Here is a 17,219-nt window from a genome sequence, read left to right on the forward strand (position 1 = left end):
GAACCTGCTGGAGAAACAACGGCAGTCGTTCGTCGCCGACGGCCCGCCCGCCGCGGCGGTGCGGCGCAATCGCATCGACCGGTTGTTGGCGATGGTGCTGGATAACACCGACGCCTTCGTCGACGCGATGGCCGCTGATTTCGGCACCCGGTCCCGGTCGGCGTCGCTGGCAACCGAACTGGTCGGCATGATCCCGGTGATCGAACACACCCGATCCCACGTCAAGCGGTGGATGCGGACCGGCAAGCTGATGCGCGCGGCGCGCCTGGCGGGACTGCGCGCCGAGGTGCAGCCGAGCCCGCTGGGCGTGGTGGGGATCATCGGGCCGTGGAACTTCCCACTGCAACTGGTGGTGCTGCCCGCGGCCGCGGCGTTCGCGGCCGGCAACCGGGTGATGATCAAGATGTCCGAGATCACCGCGCACACCGCCGAATTGATGCAGCAGACCGCGCCGAAGTACTTCAGCGAAGACGAACTCGCCGTCGTCACCGGCGGTGCCGACGTGGCTGCCGCGTTCGCGGGACTGCCGTTCGACCACCTGTTCTTCACCGGCTCCCCGTCGGTGGGCGCACTGGTGCAGCGCGCCGCAGCCGAGAACCTGGTCCCGGTGACATTGGAGCTGGGCGGAAAGAACCCCGTCGTCGTTGCCCCAGGCGCCGACATCGCGCGATCGGCGAAACGGATCGCCTCGGCCCGGATGGTCAACGGCGGGCAGGTCTGCGTGTGCCCCGATTACGTTCTGGTGCCCGAACGCGAGATCGACTCGTTCATCGAGGTCGCCCGTGCGACGCTGCGGGAGATGTTCCCGACCATCGTGGCCAACGGCGACTACTGCTCCAGCGTCAATGAGGCCAACTTCGATCGCGTCGTGGGCCTGATCGAGGATGCCCGCTCGCGGGGTGCCACCGTGGAGGCCGTCGCCCCGGATGATGAGGTGCTGCCCGATCGCGGCTCCCGCAAGATCGCTCCGACGATCGTGCGCGACGTCGACGCGACGATGCAGATCGCCGAGGAGGAGATCTTCGGTCCGGTGCTGATGGTGCAGGGATACCGCAGTCTCGACGAGGCGATCGATGAGATCAACGCGCGTCCCGCGCCGCTGGTCGCCTATTGGTTCGGCCCCGGCGACAAGGACTTCCGTGACTTCGTGCGGCGCACCAGAAGTGGCGGGGTGGCCCGCAACGACTTCGCCGCGCAGATGATCCCGTCCGGCGCGCCGTTCGGTGGCGTGGGGCGCAGCGGCATGGGCGCCTACCACGGCAAGGCGGGCTTCGACGCGTTCAGCCACTACCGGACGGTGGTCGGTTCCGATCTGCCGTTCAGCCTCACCGGGTCCGCCGCGCCGCCGTTCAAGCCCGGGATGCGCCTGTATGCCGACACGATGTTGCGCAGGGCGCGCAATCGGACGCACCGTAGGCTGGCGAAGCGCGGCTAACCCTGTTCGGCCTGCTCGCGCGCCCATCGGTAGTCGGCCTTGCCGGCCGGGCTCCGCACGATCGTCGGCCGGAAGACGATCGCCTTGGGCAGCTTGTAGCGAGCCAGCGATCCACCGGCGTGCTCGACGAGGTCGGCGGCTGTGGCGGCCACCCCTTCGGCGAGGGCCACCACGGCCACCACCTCCTGCCCCCAGCGTTCGCTGGGCCGGCCGGCGACCACCACGTCGACCACGGCCGGATGTGAGGCGATCGCCGTCTCGACCTCTTCGGCGAAGATCTTCTCCCCGCCGGAGTTGATCGTCACCGAATCCCGGCCGAGCAACTCGATCGATCCGTCTTCCAGGTGTCGGGCCCGGTCGCCGGGTACGGCGAAGCGCATGCCGCCGATCACCGGGAACGTCGCCGCCGTCTTGGCGGCATCGCCCTTGTAACCCAGTGGGACATAGCCGCGCTGACCGAGCCAACCGAGACCGTCGTGTCCGGGCTCCAGCACCGCCGCGAGATCCTCGGCCACCACGCAGGTATCCGGTCCGCCGGCGAAGGTCCCGGTGGAAACCGCACCCGAGGTCGACATGTGACGCATCTGGGCGCCGGTCTCGGAGGATCCGACCCCGTCGATCACCATGGCACCGGGCAGGGTCTCGATCACCTGCTGCTTGACGTAGGGCGTCAGCAACGCGCCGCCGTTGGCCACCACCATCAGCGACGACACGTCAGCGGTTCCCTTGCGGATCGCGTCGAGCAGTGGCCGGGCCATGGCGTCGCCGACGACGGTCACCGACAGCACCTTCTCCCGCTCGATGGCACGCACCACATCGTCGGCGTCGAAATGGTCGACAACCGAAGGGAAAACCAGGGTTTGGCCGGTGTTGATCGCGGTCATCACCGCCCACTGCGCGGCGCCGTGGATCAGTGGTGGCAGGATCATCAGCTTGATGCCGGGGTTCTCCCGGGCCGGCCCCACGATGTCGTCGATGGAGCTGACCTCTTCGGAGGTCATCAGGTTGCGGCCGCCGAAGGAGCCCATGAAGATGTCGTGCTGACGCCAGAGCACGCCCTTGGGCATGCCGGTGGTGCCGCCGGTGTAGAGCACATAGAGGTCGTCGGGGTCGGGCTGCACCGGCGGCGGCTGCGGTGAACTGTCGGCCAGTACCGTCTCGTAGTCCACCGCGCCCTCGAGCAGGGCGTTGCCGGAGTCGTCGGCGATTTGAATCAGCACCCGCAGTTGCGGCAGATCGGGGAGCACCTCAGCCAGGGTCGGGGCGAACGCGGCGTGATACACCAGTGCGGTGGCGCCGGAATCGGCCAGTAGGTACGCCAATTCGTTGCGGACGTAGCGGTAGTTGACATTGAACGGGGCCACCCTGGCCCGGAAGCTGCCCAGCAGGGTCTCGATGAACTCGTTGCCGTTGTAGGCGTAAATGCCGAGCAGGTCTTGGCCGGTCTCGTGTGCGGCCAGCTCCGATCGCGGCGTGTGACAGCCCAGGCCTTGCGAATGCAGGTAGGACGCCAGGCGGTTGGACCGATCGAGGATCTGCGCGTAGGTGTAACGCCGGTCGCCCTGGACCACCAGGTCGCGATCGGGAATTGCCGCGGCTACCGCCTCGGTGACGACCGGGACGGTGAATTGGCTCGCCACGTTTGCATCAGCTCCTCGGTGGTGGTGATCGTCGCCAACAGGGACAGGGTGTTCTCGATCATCGCAGCCCCGTACTCGGTCGGCACACCGGCCACCGCATCGCGGGGCAGAACCACCCGGTAGGAGGCGTTGACCGCGTCCATCACCAGGTTCGGGATGGCCACATTCAGCGAGACCCCCACGACGACAACCGTCGACACGCCGAGGTTGCGCAGCACCGCGTCCAGCTCGGTTCCGCCCATCGGTCCCACCCCGTGGCAGCGGCTCAGAACCAGATCCGATGGATCGGGACCGAATTCGGACAGCAGGCTGGCGCCGGGGCTGCCCGCAGCGATACTGACCGCGCGCCGGCCGGCGCCGAAAAGGCGCGCGTTATGGTTGGAGCCCCGCCCGTCCGGGCGCCGGTGCACCAGGCAATGCACCACCTGCACGCCGGCGGCCCGCGCCGCCGGCAGCAGCCGGCCGATGTTGGGCAGTGCCTCGCGGCGCGCCTCGTCGGCGAGCACCGGCAGGCCGGCGTCAGGTCCGACGACCGCGCCCTGAAGCTCCTGGGTGACGATCGCGGTGCGCTCAGGGGCTACCAGGTCCCCCAGCGTCATGCGAGGACGGTTTCGTCCGCCGGTACGTCGTAGAACTGCGTCGCCCATTTCCGCAGGGTCATAAAGGGTTTCGCGTCGGTCTTGGCCAGCGCCGGGTGCTCGATGTAGCGCTGGTAGCGCCAGATGCCCAGGTCGTCTTCCACCGTGGTCAGAAACTGCTTCTCGACGCGTTCGCGGATCTCATCCGGGGCCGTCGGGGACTCGTCGCCGGGGATTCGTGGCCACCAGATCGAATAGAACAGATCCGAGCGACCCTCATCGACCGGTGTGCAGGTGAATATCAGCCGGTGCTGCTGCACGCCTTCGAAGATGCTGATCGCCCCGCCGAGGCCGAACAGGTGCGAGTGGAACCGCAATGCCATCGCCTCGGGGTCATCGCTGTTCACGTCCGGAAAACCGGCGATGAAGTGCCATTCCCGGTCGGCCATCTTCCAGTCCAGCACCCGGGGTGTCACCGTGGCGTGGTGCACGTACTGGAAATGCGCGCTGTCGGCGGCGTTTTCGGCGACGATCTGCGGGTGGACCGGTTCGCCTTCCAAGCGTCGGGAGAACTCCGGATAGGCCCGGTAGTAGTCCTTCGGGCCGGCGGTGAACTGGGGGAACTTGCCGAAGATGTCCGGCATCTCCCACTGGGGTTCTCCGCCGTCGGGATGATGCCAGAGGAAAACGCAGCCGTACTGCTCCATGACCGGGTAGACGCGAAGGCGCAGCGCCTTGTTCGGCCGGTCCGGTTGGTAGGGGATGAATTTGTTGCAACCGTCGGGCCCCCACTGCCACCCGTGGAACGGGCACTCGACGCGCTCCTCGACCACCTTTCCGCCGTGGCCGAGGTGGGCGCCGAGATGTTTGCAGTGTGCCTCCATCACGTGCAGCTCACCGGACTCGCCGCGGTAGGCGACCATGTCCTCGCCGAAGTAGTGCAGGGCGCGGGTCTTGCCGACCTCGAACTCGGGTGACCAGCCGATCATGAACCAGCCGGTGACCTTCCAGGTGAACGGAACTTTCATCGCGTTTCCTCTCACGTGAGCTAACTGAATACCGTACCGTAGGGCATTCAGTAGCGAAAGAGCTGACGGGAGGCCGCCGAGATGTCGCACTCCGGCGAGGCGGAACGTTTCGACGCATTGGTCATCGGGGCCGGCTTCTCCGGTTTGTACGCCCTGCACAAGCTGCGCGAACTCGGACTGCGCACCCGAGTGCTGGAGATGGCCGAGGGGGTCGGAGGCACGTGGCTGCTCAACCGGTACCCGGGAGCACGCTGCGACATCGAGAGCATCGAGTACTCCTACAGCTTCTCCGAGGAGATCCAGCAGGACTGGGTCTGGACCGAAACCATGCCGGCCCAGCCGGAGATCGAGGCATACCTGAACTTCGTCGCCGACCGGCTCGACCTGCGCCGCGATATCGCGCTGCATACCGAGGTCGTCGCGATGACCTACGACGACGATGCCGCGATGTGGTCGGTAGCGACCGACACCGGCGAGTGTTTCCTGGCGCCGTTCGTGGTGGCCGCATCGGGGATCCTGTCGGTGCCACTGGAACCCGATATCGCCGGCATGAGCGGCTTCCAGGGGACCTCGCTGTACACCAGCCGGTGGCCCAAATCGGGCGCCGACTTGTCCGGCAAGCGGGTGGGCGTCGTCGGCACCGGGTCCACCGGCGTCCAGCTGATCCCGGTCGTCGCTCGAGAAGCCGCGCAGCTCTACGTGTTTCAGCGATCGGCGGCCTACACGCTGCCGTGGCAGGTGCGCCCCTTCGCCCCCGGCGAACTGGAGGCACTGAAGGCCGACTACCGCCGGATCCGGGCCGCCCAGCGAGAGCACCCGGTCGGCGCCGCGCGGCTGTCCGCCTTCTCGGTGCTGCTCGACATGCTGGGCCGGCCGCCGGTCAAGTCGGCGTCGCGGGACGAACAGCTACGCGCGATCGAGGAGCACGGGGTGATGGGCGCCCTGAATTGGGGCGACATCTTCTTCGACGTCGAGGCCAATCGGATGGCCGCCCAACTGTACGGCGAGGCGGTGGCCCGCATTGTGCGCGACCCGCGGACGGCGGCCGCGCTGGTACCGGCCCACCCGTTCGCCTGCAAGCGCCCGATCATCGATCAGGGCTATTACGAGACGTTCAACCGCGACAACGTGACACTGGTCGACCTGCGCGCGGAGCCGATCAGCACGGTAACGGCGACCGGTGTGCAGACCACACACGCGCACTACGACCTCGACGTGATCGTCTACGCCACCGGCTTCGACGCCATGACCGGCGCGCTGAGCCGCATCGACGTCCGCGGCCGCGACGGGGCGTTGCTTCGCGACGTCTGGGCGAACGAGGGGCCGGTGTCCTACCTGGGGCTGCAAGTCGCCGGATTCCCGAATCTGTTCACCGTCCAAGGGCCCGGCAGCCCCAGTGCGGCAACCAATTCGTTGCCGCACTGGAGCAGCACGTGGAGTGGATCGCCGACTGTATCGCCTACCTGCGGGCCAATGGCCACCGCATGATCGAGGCGCTGCCGGCGGCGCAAGCCGAGTGGATCGAACACACCACGTCCCTGGTCGCGCCGACGGTGCTGGTTCACCCGTCGTGCAATTCCTGGTACAACGGCGGAAACGTCCCCGGCAAGAAGCGAATGTATATGGGCTATACCGGCGGGATTCCGGAGTATCGCCGCCGCTGCGACGAGATCGCTGCCGGTGGCTACACCGGTTTCACCCTGGGATGACGATGGGATCGGCGCAACGCGTACCGCAGATCATCAGGGGACTCGGCGGGGTGCTGCCCCGGTCGGTTCAGGCGCTGAGCGTTTCACCGGACTGGGCGCTGGCCTCGCCCCGCGGGATGCGCCAGCTGGGCGAGGTGCTGCTCGACGAGCTGACGCTGACCGGTATGACGCTGTTTGCTCCCGCCCCGGTGCTGGCCCGGCCGATGTCGGAGTGTGCGTCGGCCGCCGAGGAGCTGTCCGGGTTGAGTGTCGAGGCCGCGCACACCGCGCCGAACCCGTTGCAGGTGGCCGCAGTTCGCCGGCGCCGGCTGGCGGGGCTCACCGTCGAGCAGTTGAGCTTCGGGCACGATCCCCAATTGCCGCCGTCGTTGGCCGAGTTCGCCGGCCCGGCGACCGCCGCCGTACAGGTGTGCCGGCACCACGGTGCTCCGCGGCCCTGGCTGGTCTGGGTGCACGGGGCCGGTCAGGGCAGCTGGCCGGACCTGCTGGTGGCGCGGGTTGCGCGACTGCACCGCCTGGGTTTCAACATCGCGCTGCCGGTGCAGCCCGGCCACGGAGTGCGCCGCCGCGCCTGGCCGCCCTACCCCGGACACGATCCGCTGGCCAATATCGCCGGCATGATGCGCGCGATCTCCGAAGTCCGTGCGGTGGTGCGCTGGGTGGCGCCGCAGGCCACCGCGGTGACGGTGGCCGGTGTCTCGTTGGGTAGTCCGGTCGCCGCGCTGGTATCGCACCTGGAGACCGACGTCGACGCCGTCGCGGTATATACCCCGATCGCCGGGCTCAACTCGATGATTGCTCACCACCTGTGGCGGTGGGGCCCGGCCGGGGTGTCGGTGTCCGACGCGTTGCACTCCGAGGTCGCCGCCGCATTGATGTCGGTGGTCGACCTGCTGCAGACCGACCCGACGCCGCCCGCGGAGCGCCGGCTGATCGTGGCGGCGCGACACGACCGGATGGCCTACCCGGAACCTGCGGTGGCCCTGCATGATCGGTGGGGCGGGCAGCTGTTCTGGCACGACGGTGGCCACGCCGGGCACCTCCTCTCGCGGCGGGTGCAGGTGCAGACGGAGCGATTCCTTCAGGAGGCGATCAGGTGACGCAACGCGTGCTCGACGAGCTCGGCTACTACCTGCTGGCAGGCGCCGGCGGTGAAGGCCCGGCCACGCTGATGGACGAGGCCCGCCGTGGCGAGGAGCTCGGGTTCGGCACCGCGTTCCTCTCCGAGCGGTGGAACGTCAAGGAAGCCTCATCGCTGGCCGGTGCGGCCTGCGCGGTCACCCGCCGGATGCAGATCGCGACCGCCGCCACCAATCACAACACCCGCCACCCGTTGATCACCGGGTCGTGGGCGACCACCCTGCACCGGTTGTCCGGCGGGCGGTTCACCCTCGGGCTCGGTCGCGGCGTGGCCGCCATGTATGCCGCGTTCGGCATCCCGGCGGTCACCACCGCGCAGCTGGAGGACTTCGCGCAGGTGATGCGCCGGCTGTGGCGCGGTGAGGTGATCCTCAACCACGACGGGCCAATCGGGCGCTACCAGGTGCTGTTCTTGGATCCCGACTTCGACGAAGACATCCGGCTGGCATTGGTGGCGTTCGGCCCCGACACGCTGGCGCTGGGCGGCCGGCTCTTCGACGACGTCATTCTGCACACCTATTTCACTCCGGAGACCTTGCAGCGCAGCGTGACAACGGTCAAGCAGGCCGCCGAGCGGGCCGGCCGTGACCCGGACAGGGTGCGGGTGTGGTCGTGTTTCGCGACCGTCGGCGATCACCTGCCCGAGGAGCTGCGGATGAAGAAGACCGTCGGCCGGCTGGCCACCTACCTGCAGGGCTACGGCGATCTGCTGGTGCGCACCAACGGCTGGGATCCCGCTGTGCTGCAACGCTTCCGGGAGGACCCGGTGGTGACCTCGATCCCCGGCGGCATCGATCACAAGGCCACCGCCGCGCAGATCGAGCACATCGCGACGTTGATCCCCGACGAATGGCTGGAGCCGTCGGCGACCGGGCCGGCTCGCCGCTGCGCGGAGCGCATCCGGGCCGAGTTCGGCTACGGCGCCGACGCGGTGATCATGCACGGCGCCACTCCCGACGAATTGGAGCCGGTGGTCAGCGCCTACCGCGACATCATCGACCGCCGAGCGTGAAGTTGGCTTCACGCTCGGCGCGGGAACGCGTCAGTCCAGGCCGCCGCGGATGGTGTCGAACGCGTCACCGAGGGCCTGGGGCAGCGCCAGCGATCCGTCGCCCAGCCAGTGTTCGTAGGCGCTCAGCGCAACGCCGAGCATCGTCCACGCCACCGTCTGCGGTCGCAGGTCGGTCGCGGCCGCCCCGACCCGGCGCGCCACGAATTCGGCGATGACGCCGCGCCAGCCCGCGTACATCGTCATCGAGTAGGCCTGCAGTTCGTCGGTTTGCAGGATTACCCGCATTCGCCGGCGATGCCGGGCCGTCTCGCCCTCGTCGAAGGTGTTGAACGCCAACAGCGCCCCGCGCAGGGCGTCCCCGAGCGGTGCGTCGGGATCGATGCCGTCCAGCAGCTCGCGCAGCTGCCGCAGGTGTGCGTCGAAGTCGCCCCAGGGGATGGCGTTCTTGGAGGCGTAGTACCGAAACAGCGTGCGGCGCGCGATGCCGGCGGCGTGTGCGACGTCATCGACGCTGACGTCGGCGAACCCGCGAGTGGCGAACAGATCGATGGCCACGTCGGCGATGTCCTCCCGCGTGGTCGAGCGGCGACGGCCTACCTTCGCCTGCACGTGCGATCCGGTCCCGGCCACTTTTCTCCCGACCCATCTTCCATATCGGCACTCGATGCCATATCCTTACCGGGATTGTGACCGATCTGACAGCGCGCTGTCGACCCACCCGCGAAGAAAGGCCCGGACCGATGGACAACCAGCAGACCGAAGCCAGCACCCAGACCGAGCTCGTCGTCGAGAACCTGGTCGAAGAAGTGTCCATCGACGGGATGTGCGGGGTCTACTGACCGTGTCCGTCGCCGCCGGGGCGGCGCGCGTCACCGAAAGCTTCAACCCGGACGTGGGCTGGCGTCTGCATCCGCAGGTCGCGGTGCGGCCGGAGAACTTCGGCGCGCTGCTGTATCACTTCGGGACGCGCAAGCTGTCGTTCCTGAAGAACCTCACCATGGTCACGCTGGTCAACTCGCTGGCCGAGCACCCCGACGCCAGGTCGGCCTGCCGCGCCGCGGGGATCGACGCCGCCGCCGAGCCGGCCTACCTGCGTGCCCTGGGCGTCCTGGCGGCGTCCGACATCCTGATCGCCGCGGAACCCAAGGAGACACCGTGACCGCACCCGCCGCAGCCCCGAGCTTGGTCGAGCATTTCGAGCACGGCCTGGACGCCCCGATCTGCCTGACCTGGGAGCTCACCTACGCCTGCAACCTGGCCTGTGTGCACTGCCTGTCCGCGTCGGGCCGGCGGGACCCGCGTGAGCTGTCCACGAGGGCGTGCAAGGACATCATCGACGAGCTGGAACGCATGCAGGTGTTCTACGTCAACATCGGCGGCGGCGAACCCACTGTGCGAGACGACTTCTGGGAACTGGTGGACTACGCCACCGCCCACCACGTCGGGGTGAAGTTCTCCACCAACGGGCTGCGGATCACCCCGGAGGTGGCGGCCAAGCTGGCGGCCAGCGACTACGTCGACGTCCAGATCTCCCTCGACGGAGCCACCGCCGAGGTCAACGACCCGATCCGCGGCAAAGGCTCGTTCGACATGGCGATCCGTGCCCTGGAGAACCTGTCCGCGGCCGGTTTCACCGACGCCAAGATCTCGGTCGTGGCGACCCGCCACAATATCGACCAGCTCGACGACTTCGCCGAGCTGGCAGCGCGATATGGGGCCACGCTGCGGATCACCCGGCTGCGTCCGTCCGGCCGAGGGGTCGACGTCTGGGACGACCTGCACCCCACCGCCGACCAACAGAAGCAGCTGTACAACTGGCTGGTCGCCAAGGGCGAGGGCGTGCTGACCGGAGACTCGTTCTTCCACCTGGCGCCGCTGGGCCAGTCCGGCGCGCTGGCCGGGCTGAACATGTGCGGGGCCGGCCGGGTGGTCTGCCTGATCGACCCGATCGGCGACGTCTACGCCTGCCCGTTCGCCATCCACGACGAGTTCCTGGCCGGAAACGTGTTGGCCGACGGCGGATTCGATCAGGTCTGGAAGCATTCCAAGCTGTTCAACGACCTGCGCAGCCCGAAGGCGGGCGGCGCCTGTGCCAGCTGCCCCCTGTATGACACCTGCCGGGGCGGCTGCATGGCGGCCAAGTTCTTCACCGGCCTGCCGATGGACGGGCCCGACCCGGAATGCGTCCGCGGGTTCGGCGAGGAGGCGCTGGCCGGCGAGCGGGAGAAGCCGCGCCCGAGCAGCGACCACTCCCGCGGAAAGCGCAGCAGCGCGCCGCGGTCGTTGACCCTGATCGCCCCCCCGAAGCCGCCTAAGCGGCTCTGCGATGAAAGCCCCATCTGACCCATGGCCCGTGATATCTGGTTCGAAACCGTCGCGATCGCTCAGGAGCGGGCGCGCAAGCGCCTCCCTAAGTCCGCGTACTCGTCGCTGATCTCGGCCAGCGAGAAAGGCGTCACCGTCTCGGACAACGTCGAGTCGTTCAGCGAGCTGGGTTTCGCCCCGCACGTGGTCGGTGCGTGCGAGAAGCGTGATCTGACGACCACCGTTATGGGCCAGGAGATTTCATTTCCGGTGATGATCTCGCCCACGGGCGTGCAAGCCGTCGACCCGGACGGCGAGGTGGCTGTCGCGCGGGCGGCCGCCGCGCGCGGCACCGCGATGGGACTGTCGTCGTTCGCCAGCAAGCCGATGGAAGAAGTCATCGCGGCCAACCCCAAGACGTTCTTCCAGATCTACTGGCTGGGGGGCCGCGACGCGATAGCCGAACGCGTCGAGCGCGCTCGAGCCGCCGGTGCGGTCGGCCTCATCGCCACCACCGACTGGTCGTTCTCGCACGGCCGGGACTGGGGCAGCCCCAAGATCCCCGAGAAAATGGACCTCAAGACCATGGTCAAGATGATGCCCGAGGCGCTGACCCGACCGCGGTGGTTCCTGCAGTGGGCCAAGACCATGCGCCCGCCGAGCCTGCGGGTGCCCAACCAGGGCCGGCGCGGTGAACCGGGACCGCCGTTCTTCCAGGCCTACGGCGAGTGGATGGGAACCCCGCCGCCGACCTGGGAGGACATCGCCTGGCTGCGGGAACTCTGGGGCGGGCCGTTCATGCTCAAGGGAGTGATGCGCGTCGACGACGCGAAAAAGGCTGTCGACGCCGGGGTTTCGGCGATCTCCGTGTCGAACCACGGCGGCAACAACCTGGACGGTACGCCTGCGGCGATCCGGGCCCTGCCGGCCGTCGCCGAGGCGGTCGGCGACCAGGTCGAGGTGCTGCTGGACGGCGGCATCCGTCGGGGCAGCGACGTGGTCAAGGCGCTGGCGCTGGGCGCCCGGGCGGTGATGATCGGCCGCGCCTATCTGTGGGGTCTGGCCGCGGCCGGGCAGCCCGGGGTGGAGAACGTCCTCGACATCCTCCGCAGCGGCGTCGACTCGGCACTGATGGGCCTCGGGCGGGCCTCGGTGCACGACCTGTCGGCTGAGGACGTGCTGATTCCGGCCGGCTTCACCCGCGCGCTCGGCGTGCCCTCCGACGGAGGCTAGGGCAAACGGCGGCGGCCCGCCGCTAGCCCGGTCAGGCCGCGTCCATCCGCGAACCCGCGGGTCCGCCCGTGATACGCCCGTGGCGGACGGGACACACGTGATGACCCAGGACGCACCGGGGGATCCGGCGGCCGGAAATTTCTCTGCTGTCGTCGCCAACAACTGGTGTACGGCAGATGAATTCGCTTACCATCGTCCGATGGCGGTTCGCGGCGACCTCGGCAGCTCTACTTCGAGCCAGGTCCACAGCCAGCTGCCGGGGCAATCGGTGACGCTGCTGGTACCGGTCGGGTCGACGGAACAGCACGGGCCGCACTTGCCGTTGGACACCGACACCCGGATCGCGCAGGCGCTCGCCCGAGCGCTCTCGGAGCGGCTGGACACGGCGCCGACCGGGCGCCCCGGGCGCAGCTGGCCGGTGGCGCCGGCGGTGGCATACGGCGCCAGCGGGGAGCACCAGAGCTTCGCCGGGACGATCTCGATAGGGACCGACGCGTTGAGCCGGGTGCTGCTGGAGTACGGCCGATCGGCCTGCTGCTGGGCGCAGCGGGTGGTGTTCGTCAACGGCCACGGCGGCAACATGCAAGCGCTGGCCGAGGCGGTGCGCCGGCTGCGCTCCGAGGCGCGTGATGTCGCCTGGTTGCCGTGCGCCGCCGCGGAGGCCGATGCTCATGCCGGGCACGCGGAAACCTCTCTGCTGCTTTATCTTTCGCCCGATAAGGTTCGATTTAACCGGGCGCAGCCGGGTAACAGCGCGCCCCTGGCGCAGCTGCTGCCGGCGATGCGCCGCGGTGGCGTCGCCGCAGTGAGTGCGGTCGGTGTGCTCGGCGATCCGACCACCGCCACCGCCGACGAGGGGCGCCGGCTGTTCGCCGAGATGGTCGACAACAGCGCCGTGGTGGTCGAGGCCTGGGCACCCGGGCCGGACGGGATGCTGCGATGACCCCGTCTCGCCTGCCTGACGGTTTCGCCGTACAGGTCGACCGCAAGGTTCGGGTGCTGGGCAGCGGGTCGACGCTGCTGGGCGGGTCACCCACCCGGTTGCTGCGGCTGGCGCCGGCGGCCCAGGGCATGCTGTCCGACGGGCGCCTGGAAGTACGCGACGCCGTCAGCGCCCAGCTGGCCCGCACCCTGCTCGATGCCACGGTCGCTCACCCCCGTCCCGCCGGTGGACCGTCGCATCGCGATGTGACCGTCGTTGTTCCAGTGCGGGACAACGTCGTCGGGCTCAATCGGTTGATCGCCTCACTACGGGGACTGCGCGTCGTAGTGGTGGACGACGGGTCGCAAGTCCCGGTCCGCCCCGAGGATCTGACCGCGGCGCACTGCTGCGATATCGAGGTACTGCGCCATCCGGAGAGCAGGGGACCGGCGGCCGCGCGCAACACCGGGCTGGGCGCGTGCACCACGGACTTCGTCGCATTCCTGGACTCCGACGTGGTGCCGCGCCGGGGTTGGCTCGAAGCGCTGCTGGGTCACTTCTGCGATCCCACCGTTGCGCTGGTCGCGCCCCGCATCGTCGGTATGGTCGCTCACGACCACCTGGTCGCGCGGTACGAGGCCATCCGTTCATCGCTGGACCTCGGTGGGTGCGAGGCGCCCGTGGTCCCCTACGGCAAGGTCGCCTACGTCCCGAGCGCGGCGATCATCTGCCGTTGTTCGGCACTGCGTGACCTGGGCGGGTTCGACGAGGCGCTGCGCTCCGGTGAGGACGTCGACCTGTGCTGGCGGCTGGTCGACGCCGGTAACCGGTTGCGTTACGAACCGATCGCGCTGGTCGCCCACGATCACCGGATCGCACTGCGGGACTGGGTGGCGCGCAAAGCATTTTACGGCGGATCGGCCGCACCGCTGTCGGCCCGGCACCCGGACAAAGCCGCGCCGATGGTGATCTCCGGCTGGGCGCTGGCAGGCTGGGCGCTGATGGCGCTCGGCTCGGCGCTGGGCCACCTGGCGTCCTTGGCGATCACGGCGCTGACCGGCCACCGGGTCGCCCGGTCCATGCGCGGGCCGGACACCGCACCCGCTGACGTGATCGCGGTGACCCTGCGCGGTCTGGCGGCTGCCGGACTGCAGATCGCCTCAGCGCTGTGCCGGCACTACTGGCCGATCGCACTGCTTGCCGCGTGCGTGTCGCAGCGCTGCCGCCGGGTGGTGCTGATAGCGGCAATCAGCGACGGAATAGTGGACTGGCTGCGGCATGCGCGCAGCGATGGCGACGACTCCCGGCCGCTCGGACTGCCCGCCTACCTGCTGCTCAAACGGGTCGACGACCTGGCCTACGGGGCGGGTCTGTGGGGTGGGGTGCTGCGCGAGCGCAACCTTGCCGCACTCAAGCCGCAGATCCGTAGTTAGGCCGCTTTGACGGCTCCGGTGGTGCACAGCGATGCCCTGGTGGTGGGGGCGGGCAGCGCGGGAGCGATTGTGGCGGAACGGCTGTCGTCGGATCCGTCCTGCATCGTGACGGTGCTGGAAGCCGGGGTCGGGCTAGTCGATCCGGACCTGGCGATGCAGGCGGCGAACGGTAGGCGCTTGCCGATCGGTCCCGGCAGCCGACTGGTGCGCCGCTATGAGGCGGCGCTGACCGCTCGGGACCCCCGGCCGGCGACGATCATGCGCGGCGCGACCCTCGGTGGCTCCGGAGCCGTCAACGGCGGCTATTTCTGCCGGGGGCTGCCCGCCGACTTCGCCACTTGGCCGCCCGGCTGGTCGTGGCCCGAGGTGCTGACGTCGTTCCGGGCGATCGAAACGGACCTCGACTTCAGCGGTGACCAGCACGGTGACCGCGGACCGATACCGGTCCAGCGTACGACCGAGATATGCGATGGCACAAAGCTATTCGTTGAATCCGTGCAGCGGCACGGATTCGGGTGGACCTCCGACCTGAACGACGCGACGATGACGTCATCGCCCGGCGTGGGTGCCGTGCCGCTCAACATCGTCGACGGCGTGCGCAACGGGCCGGGCGCGGCGTATCTGCTGCCCGCGCTCGACCGGCCGAATCTGGCGGTGCTCACCGAAACCCAGGCCGTCCGGGTGGAGATCGAGCGGGACCAAGCCCGAGCGGTGCAGGCGATCGGACCGGCCGGGCCGATTCGGCTGACAGCAGACCGAATCGTGTTGTGTGCCGGGGCGATCGAGTCGGCGCATCTGCTGATGCTGTCCGGGATCGGAGAGGAGGCGATGCTGCGCCAGGCGGGCGTCGCGGTACGGGCAGCGCTCCCGGTCGGCCGGCACTGCGCAGACCATCCGGAATGGCTGGTTGCGGCCGACTGGCCGGGGACGCGCGACCGCCCCCCGCTGGAGGCCGTGCTGTGCGACGACGATCTCGAAATCCGGCCCTACACAGCGGGGTTTGCCGCGATGATCGACGACGGCTGGCCGGCTCGACCACCGGAGATCGGAGTGGCGCTGATGACACCGCGGGCACGTGGCCGGCTGACGCTGGTGTCGGACGACCCGCGGGTGCCTCCGCGTGTCGAGCACCGCTACGACACGGAACCCGACGACGTGGCCGCACTGCGCCGCGGCGTCGACCTGGTCGCCCAGCTGCGGGGCATGCGGCCCGGCGCCGCGGAACCGCGCTGGTCGACGTCCCAACACTTTTGCAGCAGTGCGCCGATGGGCTCGGACGACGACGACGCGGCGGTGCTCGATAATCAGTGCCGGGTGCGCGGCATCGAGGGGCTATGGGTGATCGACGGCTCGGCGCTGCCCCGGGTCCCGAGCCGCGGCCCACACGCGACGATCGCGATGCTGGCGCACCGGGCGGTAGAGTTCGTACGTGGTCAGGAGCGCAGCCGGTAGCGCACCGGCAGGTGCTTGACGCCGCCGACGAACGTCGTCGAAATCAGTTGCGGCTCACCGGCCATCTCGATGGCATCCAGCCGGGGGAGAAGTTCGCGGAAGAAGCTGTCGATCTCCATTCGGGCCAGCGCGGAGGCCACGCAGAAATGCACGCCGTAGCCGAACGACAGGTGCTTGTTCGGGTCGCGGCCGACGTCGAAGCGGAACGGGTCGTCGAAGACCTCCTCGTCACGGTTGGCCGAAACGTAGGACAGATAGACCGATTCACCCTTGGCGATCGGCACCCCGCGCACCTGGGTGTCGGCGGTGGCGGTGCGCATGAACTCCTTGACCGGAGTCACCCACCGGATGATCTCCTCGACCGCCGTGGGCATCAGCGAAGGGTCGGCGCGAAGTCGTTCGCGTTGGTCGGGGTGCTCGATGAGCGCTTGCAACCCGCCGCCGATCGCCGCGCTGGTGGTGTCGTGACCGGCGGTGGCGATGATGACGTAGTAGGAGACGGTGTCGAGGTCCGACAGCGGCTCGCCGTCGATGCGGGCGTTGGCGATGGTCGAGGCAAGGTCTTCGGTGGGGTGGGCGCGCCGGTCTGCGGTGAGGGCGTTGAAGTAGGCGAAGAAGTCCAGCAGGACCGGCAGCTGTTCTTCCGGGGTGATGCCGCGCCGGTACTCGTCGTCGTCGCCACCGAACAGTTCCTGGGTCAGTCGCAGCATCCGCGGAAAGTCCGATTCCGGCAGGCCCAACAGCGACATGATCACGTACAGCGGGTAATTCAGCGCGATGTCCTGCACGAAGTCGCACTCCGGGCCGATTCGCAGCATCTCGTCGACGTAGCGTTTGGCGAGCTCATCGATGCGGGCCTTCATCGCGCGCATCGCCTTGGGCCGGAACCAGTCCGAGACGATGGCGCGCATCTTGTGGTGGTGCGGGTCGTCCATGTGGATCAGGGTGCGCAGCCCCATCCCGGACTCCAGCAGCGAGCGCTGCAGATCGTCGGCGTCGGCGGGGGCCAGCACCGGACGCGGCTCGTTGACCCACAGCAGGTTGTCGCGCTCGATGTCCATGATGTCGGCGTGCCGGGTGATCGCCCAGAACGGCCGGTAGGGCCGAACGTCCACCAACGACACCGGCGCGTTGGCCCGCAGGTGGGTCAGGGCCGCGTGCAGACGCGGTTCGTCGGCGTAGGCACTGGGGTCGGCGAACACCCGGGCGGCCTGGTCGATGATCGGTGCACTCACGGCGGCTCCTTAGCCCATTTTCTTGACACGTGTCAGCTTTACTCCAGTGTCGGCGATATTGGCCCGTCGTGGCGCCGCTTTGCGACGATCGGGCGGGT

General features: G+C 68.8%; 15 protein-coding genes and 1 pseudogene. 11 read left to right on the forward strand and 5 right to left on the reverse strand.

Going from position 1 to position 17,219, the window contains the following annotated elements; genetic code table 11:
- Nucleotides 1-4 precede the first annotated feature (4 nt).
- Nucleotides 5-1,435, forward strand: coding sequence for a coniferyl aldehyde dehydrogenase (locus tag AC5Y31_RS19165; RefSeq protein ID WP_499982233.1), 1,431 nt, complete (start codon nt 5-7; stop codon nt 1,433-1,435).
- Here AC5Y31_RS19165 and AC5Y31_RS19170 read toward each other — a convergent pair.
- The 3 genes from AC5Y31_RS19170 to AC5Y31_RS19180 are packed head-to-tail and all read right to left on the reverse strand — an operon-like array spanning nt 1,432 to nt 4,681.
- Nucleotides 1,432-3,075 carry an acyl-CoA synthetase gene (locus tag AC5Y31_RS19170; protein WP_065023330.1) on the reverse strand — a complete coding sequence of 548 codons (1,644 nt, stop codon included), beginning with the start codon at nt 3,073-3,075 and terminating at the stop codon, nt 1,432-1,434. The two genes, AC5Y31_RS19165 and AC5Y31_RS19170, sit on opposite strands and share 4 nt — an antisense overlap.
- A complete protein-coding gene (locus tag AC5Y31_RS19175; protein ID WP_499982196.1) occupies nt 3,033-3,674 on the reverse strand; it encodes a cysteine hydrolase family protein in 642 nt (213 codons plus the stop codon). Before AC5Y31_RS19175 ends, AC5Y31_RS19170 begins: the two co-directional genes overlap by 43 nt.
- A complete protein-coding gene (locus tag AC5Y31_RS19180) occupies nt 3,671-4,681 on the reverse strand; it encodes an aromatic ring-hydroxylating oxygenase subunit alpha (protein ID WP_499982197.1) in 1,011 nt (336 codons plus the stop codon). Before AC5Y31_RS19180 ends, AC5Y31_RS19175 begins: the two co-directional genes overlap by 4 nt.
- A gap of 81 nt (nt 4,682-4,762) precedes the next feature.
- On the opposite strand from AC5Y31_RS19180, the pseudogene AC5Y31_RS19185 reads away from it, so the two are divergent.
- The 3 genes and pseudogenes from AC5Y31_RS19185 to AC5Y31_RS19195 all read left to right on the forward strand — a co-directional run bounded on the left by AC5Y31_RS19185 (nt 4,763) and on the right by AC5Y31_RS19195 (nt 8,542).
- Nucleotides 4,763-6,390, forward strand: a pseudogene (locus AC5Y31_RS19185) (flavin-containing monooxygenase).
- Between the two features lie 2 nt (nt 6,391-6,392).
- Nucleotides 6,393-7,490, forward strand: coding sequence for an alpha/beta fold hydrolase (locus AC5Y31_RS19190; protein WP_499982234.1), 1,098 nt, complete (start codon nt 6,393-6,395; stop codon nt 7,488-7,490).
- On the forward strand, nt 7,487-8,542 hold the full coding sequence (locus tag AC5Y31_RS19195) for a TIGR03857 family LLM class F420-dependent oxidoreductase (RefSeq protein WP_499982200.1): 1,056 nt from the start codon (nt 7,487-7,489) through the stop codon (nt 8,540-8,542). The genes AC5Y31_RS19190 and AC5Y31_RS19195 overlap by 4 nt, the downstream gene beginning before the upstream one ends.
- A 30-nt stretch (nt 8,543-8,572) precedes the next feature.
- On the opposite strand, the gene mftR is transcribed toward AC5Y31_RS19195, so the two are convergent.
- Nucleotides 8,573-9,172, reverse strand: a complete 600-nt coding sequence (gene mftR / locus AC5Y31_RS19200; RefSeq protein ID WP_499982201.1) for a mycofactocin system transcriptional regulator MftR — start codon at nt 9,170-9,172, stop codon at nt 8,573-8,575.
- Nucleotides 9,173-9,282: 110 nt separating this feature from the next.
- Between mftR and mftA the strand changes: the two genes are divergently transcribed.
- The 7 genes from mftA to mftG all read left to right on the forward strand — a co-directional run bounded on the left by mftA (nt 9,283) and on the right by mftG (nt 15,886).
- Nucleotides 9,283-9,381 carry a mycofactocin precursor MftA gene (mftA, locus tag AC5Y31_RS19205; RefSeq protein ID WP_064855838.1) on the forward strand — a complete coding sequence of 33 codons (99 nt, stop codon included), beginning with the start codon at nt 9,283-9,285 and terminating at the stop codon, nt 9,379-9,381.
- A 2-nt stretch (nt 9,382-9,383) separates the two neighbouring features.
- Nucleotides 9,384-9,701, forward strand: coding sequence for a mycofactocin biosynthesis chaperone MftB (gene mftB, locus AC5Y31_RS19210; protein ID WP_499982203.1), 318 nt, complete (start codon nt 9,384-9,386; stop codon nt 9,699-9,701).
- Nucleotides 9,698-10,885: a mycofactocin radical SAM maturase gene (gene mftC, locus AC5Y31_RS19215; RefSeq protein WP_499982206.1), complete on the forward strand. Its 1,188-nt coding sequence runs from the start codon at nt 9,698-9,700 to the stop codon at nt 10,883-10,885. The genes mftB and mftC overlap by 4 nt, the downstream gene beginning before the upstream one ends.
- A 3-nt stretch (nt 10,886-10,888) precedes the next feature.
- Nucleotides 10,889-12,079, forward strand: a complete 1,191-nt coding sequence (gene mftD, locus AC5Y31_RS19220) for a pre-mycofactocin synthase MftD (protein ID WP_065023321.1) — start codon at nt 10,889-10,891, stop codon at nt 12,077-12,079.
- Nucleotides 12,080-12,278: 199 nt separating this feature from the next.
- Nucleotides 12,279-13,022 carry a mycofactocin biosynthesis peptidyl-dipeptidase MftE gene (gene mftE, locus AC5Y31_RS19225; RefSeq protein ID WP_499982207.1) on the forward strand — a complete coding sequence of 248 codons (744 nt, stop codon included), beginning with the start codon at nt 12,279-12,281 and terminating at the stop codon, nt 13,020-13,022.
- On the forward strand, nt 13,019-14,434 hold the full coding sequence (gene mftF, locus AC5Y31_RS19230; RefSeq protein WP_499982209.1) for a mycofactocin biosynthesis glycosyltransferase MftF: 1,416 nt from the start codon (nt 13,019-13,021) through the stop codon (nt 14,432-14,434). Before mftE ends, mftF begins: the two co-directional genes overlap by 4 nt.
- A gap of 6 nt (nt 14,435-14,440) precedes the next feature.
- Nucleotides 14,441-15,886, forward strand: a complete 1,446-nt coding sequence (mftG, locus tag AC5Y31_RS19235; protein ID WP_499982210.1) for a mycofactocin dehydrogenase MftG — start codon at nt 14,441-14,443, stop codon at nt 15,884-15,886.
- On the opposite strand, the gene AC5Y31_RS19240 is transcribed toward mftG, so the two are convergent.
- The gene (locus AC5Y31_RS19240) at nt 15,868-17,121 is read right to left on the reverse strand and encodes a cytochrome P450 (RefSeq protein ID WP_499982212.1); all 1,254 of its coding nucleotides are present in this window, start codon (nt 17,119-17,121) and stop codon (nt 15,868-15,870) included. The genes mftG and AC5Y31_RS19240 overlap by 19 nt on opposite strands.
- Nucleotides 17,122-17,219: the final 98 nt, after the last annotated feature.

It is taken from the genome of Mycobacterium sp. NGS18, assembly GCF_059813185.1.

Excerpts from the sequence above, each read along its gene's own strand:
- AC5Y31_RS19175 (WP_499982196.1), bottom strand. The coding sequence starts at position 3,674 with ATGACGCTGGGGGACCTGGTAGCCCCTGAGCGCACCGCGATCGTCACC.
- mftF (WP_499982209.1), top strand. The coding sequence starts at position 13,019 with ATGACCCCGTCTCGCCTGCCTGACGGTTTCGCCGTACAGGTCGACCGC.
- mftE (WP_499982207.1), top strand. The coding sequence starts at position 12,279 with ATGGCGGTTCGCGGCGACCTCGGCAGCTCTACTTCGAGCCAGGTCCAC.
- mftA (WP_064855838.1), top strand. The coding sequence starts at position 9,283 with ATGGACAACCAGCAGACCGAAGCCAGCACCCAGACCGAGCTCGTCGTC.
- mftD (WP_065023321.1), top strand. The coding sequence starts at position 10,889 with ATGGCCCGTGATATCTGGTTCGAAACCGTCGCGATCGCTCAGGAGCGG.
- AC5Y31_RS19180 (WP_499982197.1), bottom strand. The coding sequence starts at position 4,681 with ATGAAAGTTCCGTTCACCTGGAAGGTCACCGGCTGGTTCATGATCGGC.
- AC5Y31_RS19190 (WP_499982234.1), top strand. The coding sequence starts at position 6,393 with ATGGGATCGGCGCAACGCGTACCGCAGATCATCAGGGGACTCGGCGGG.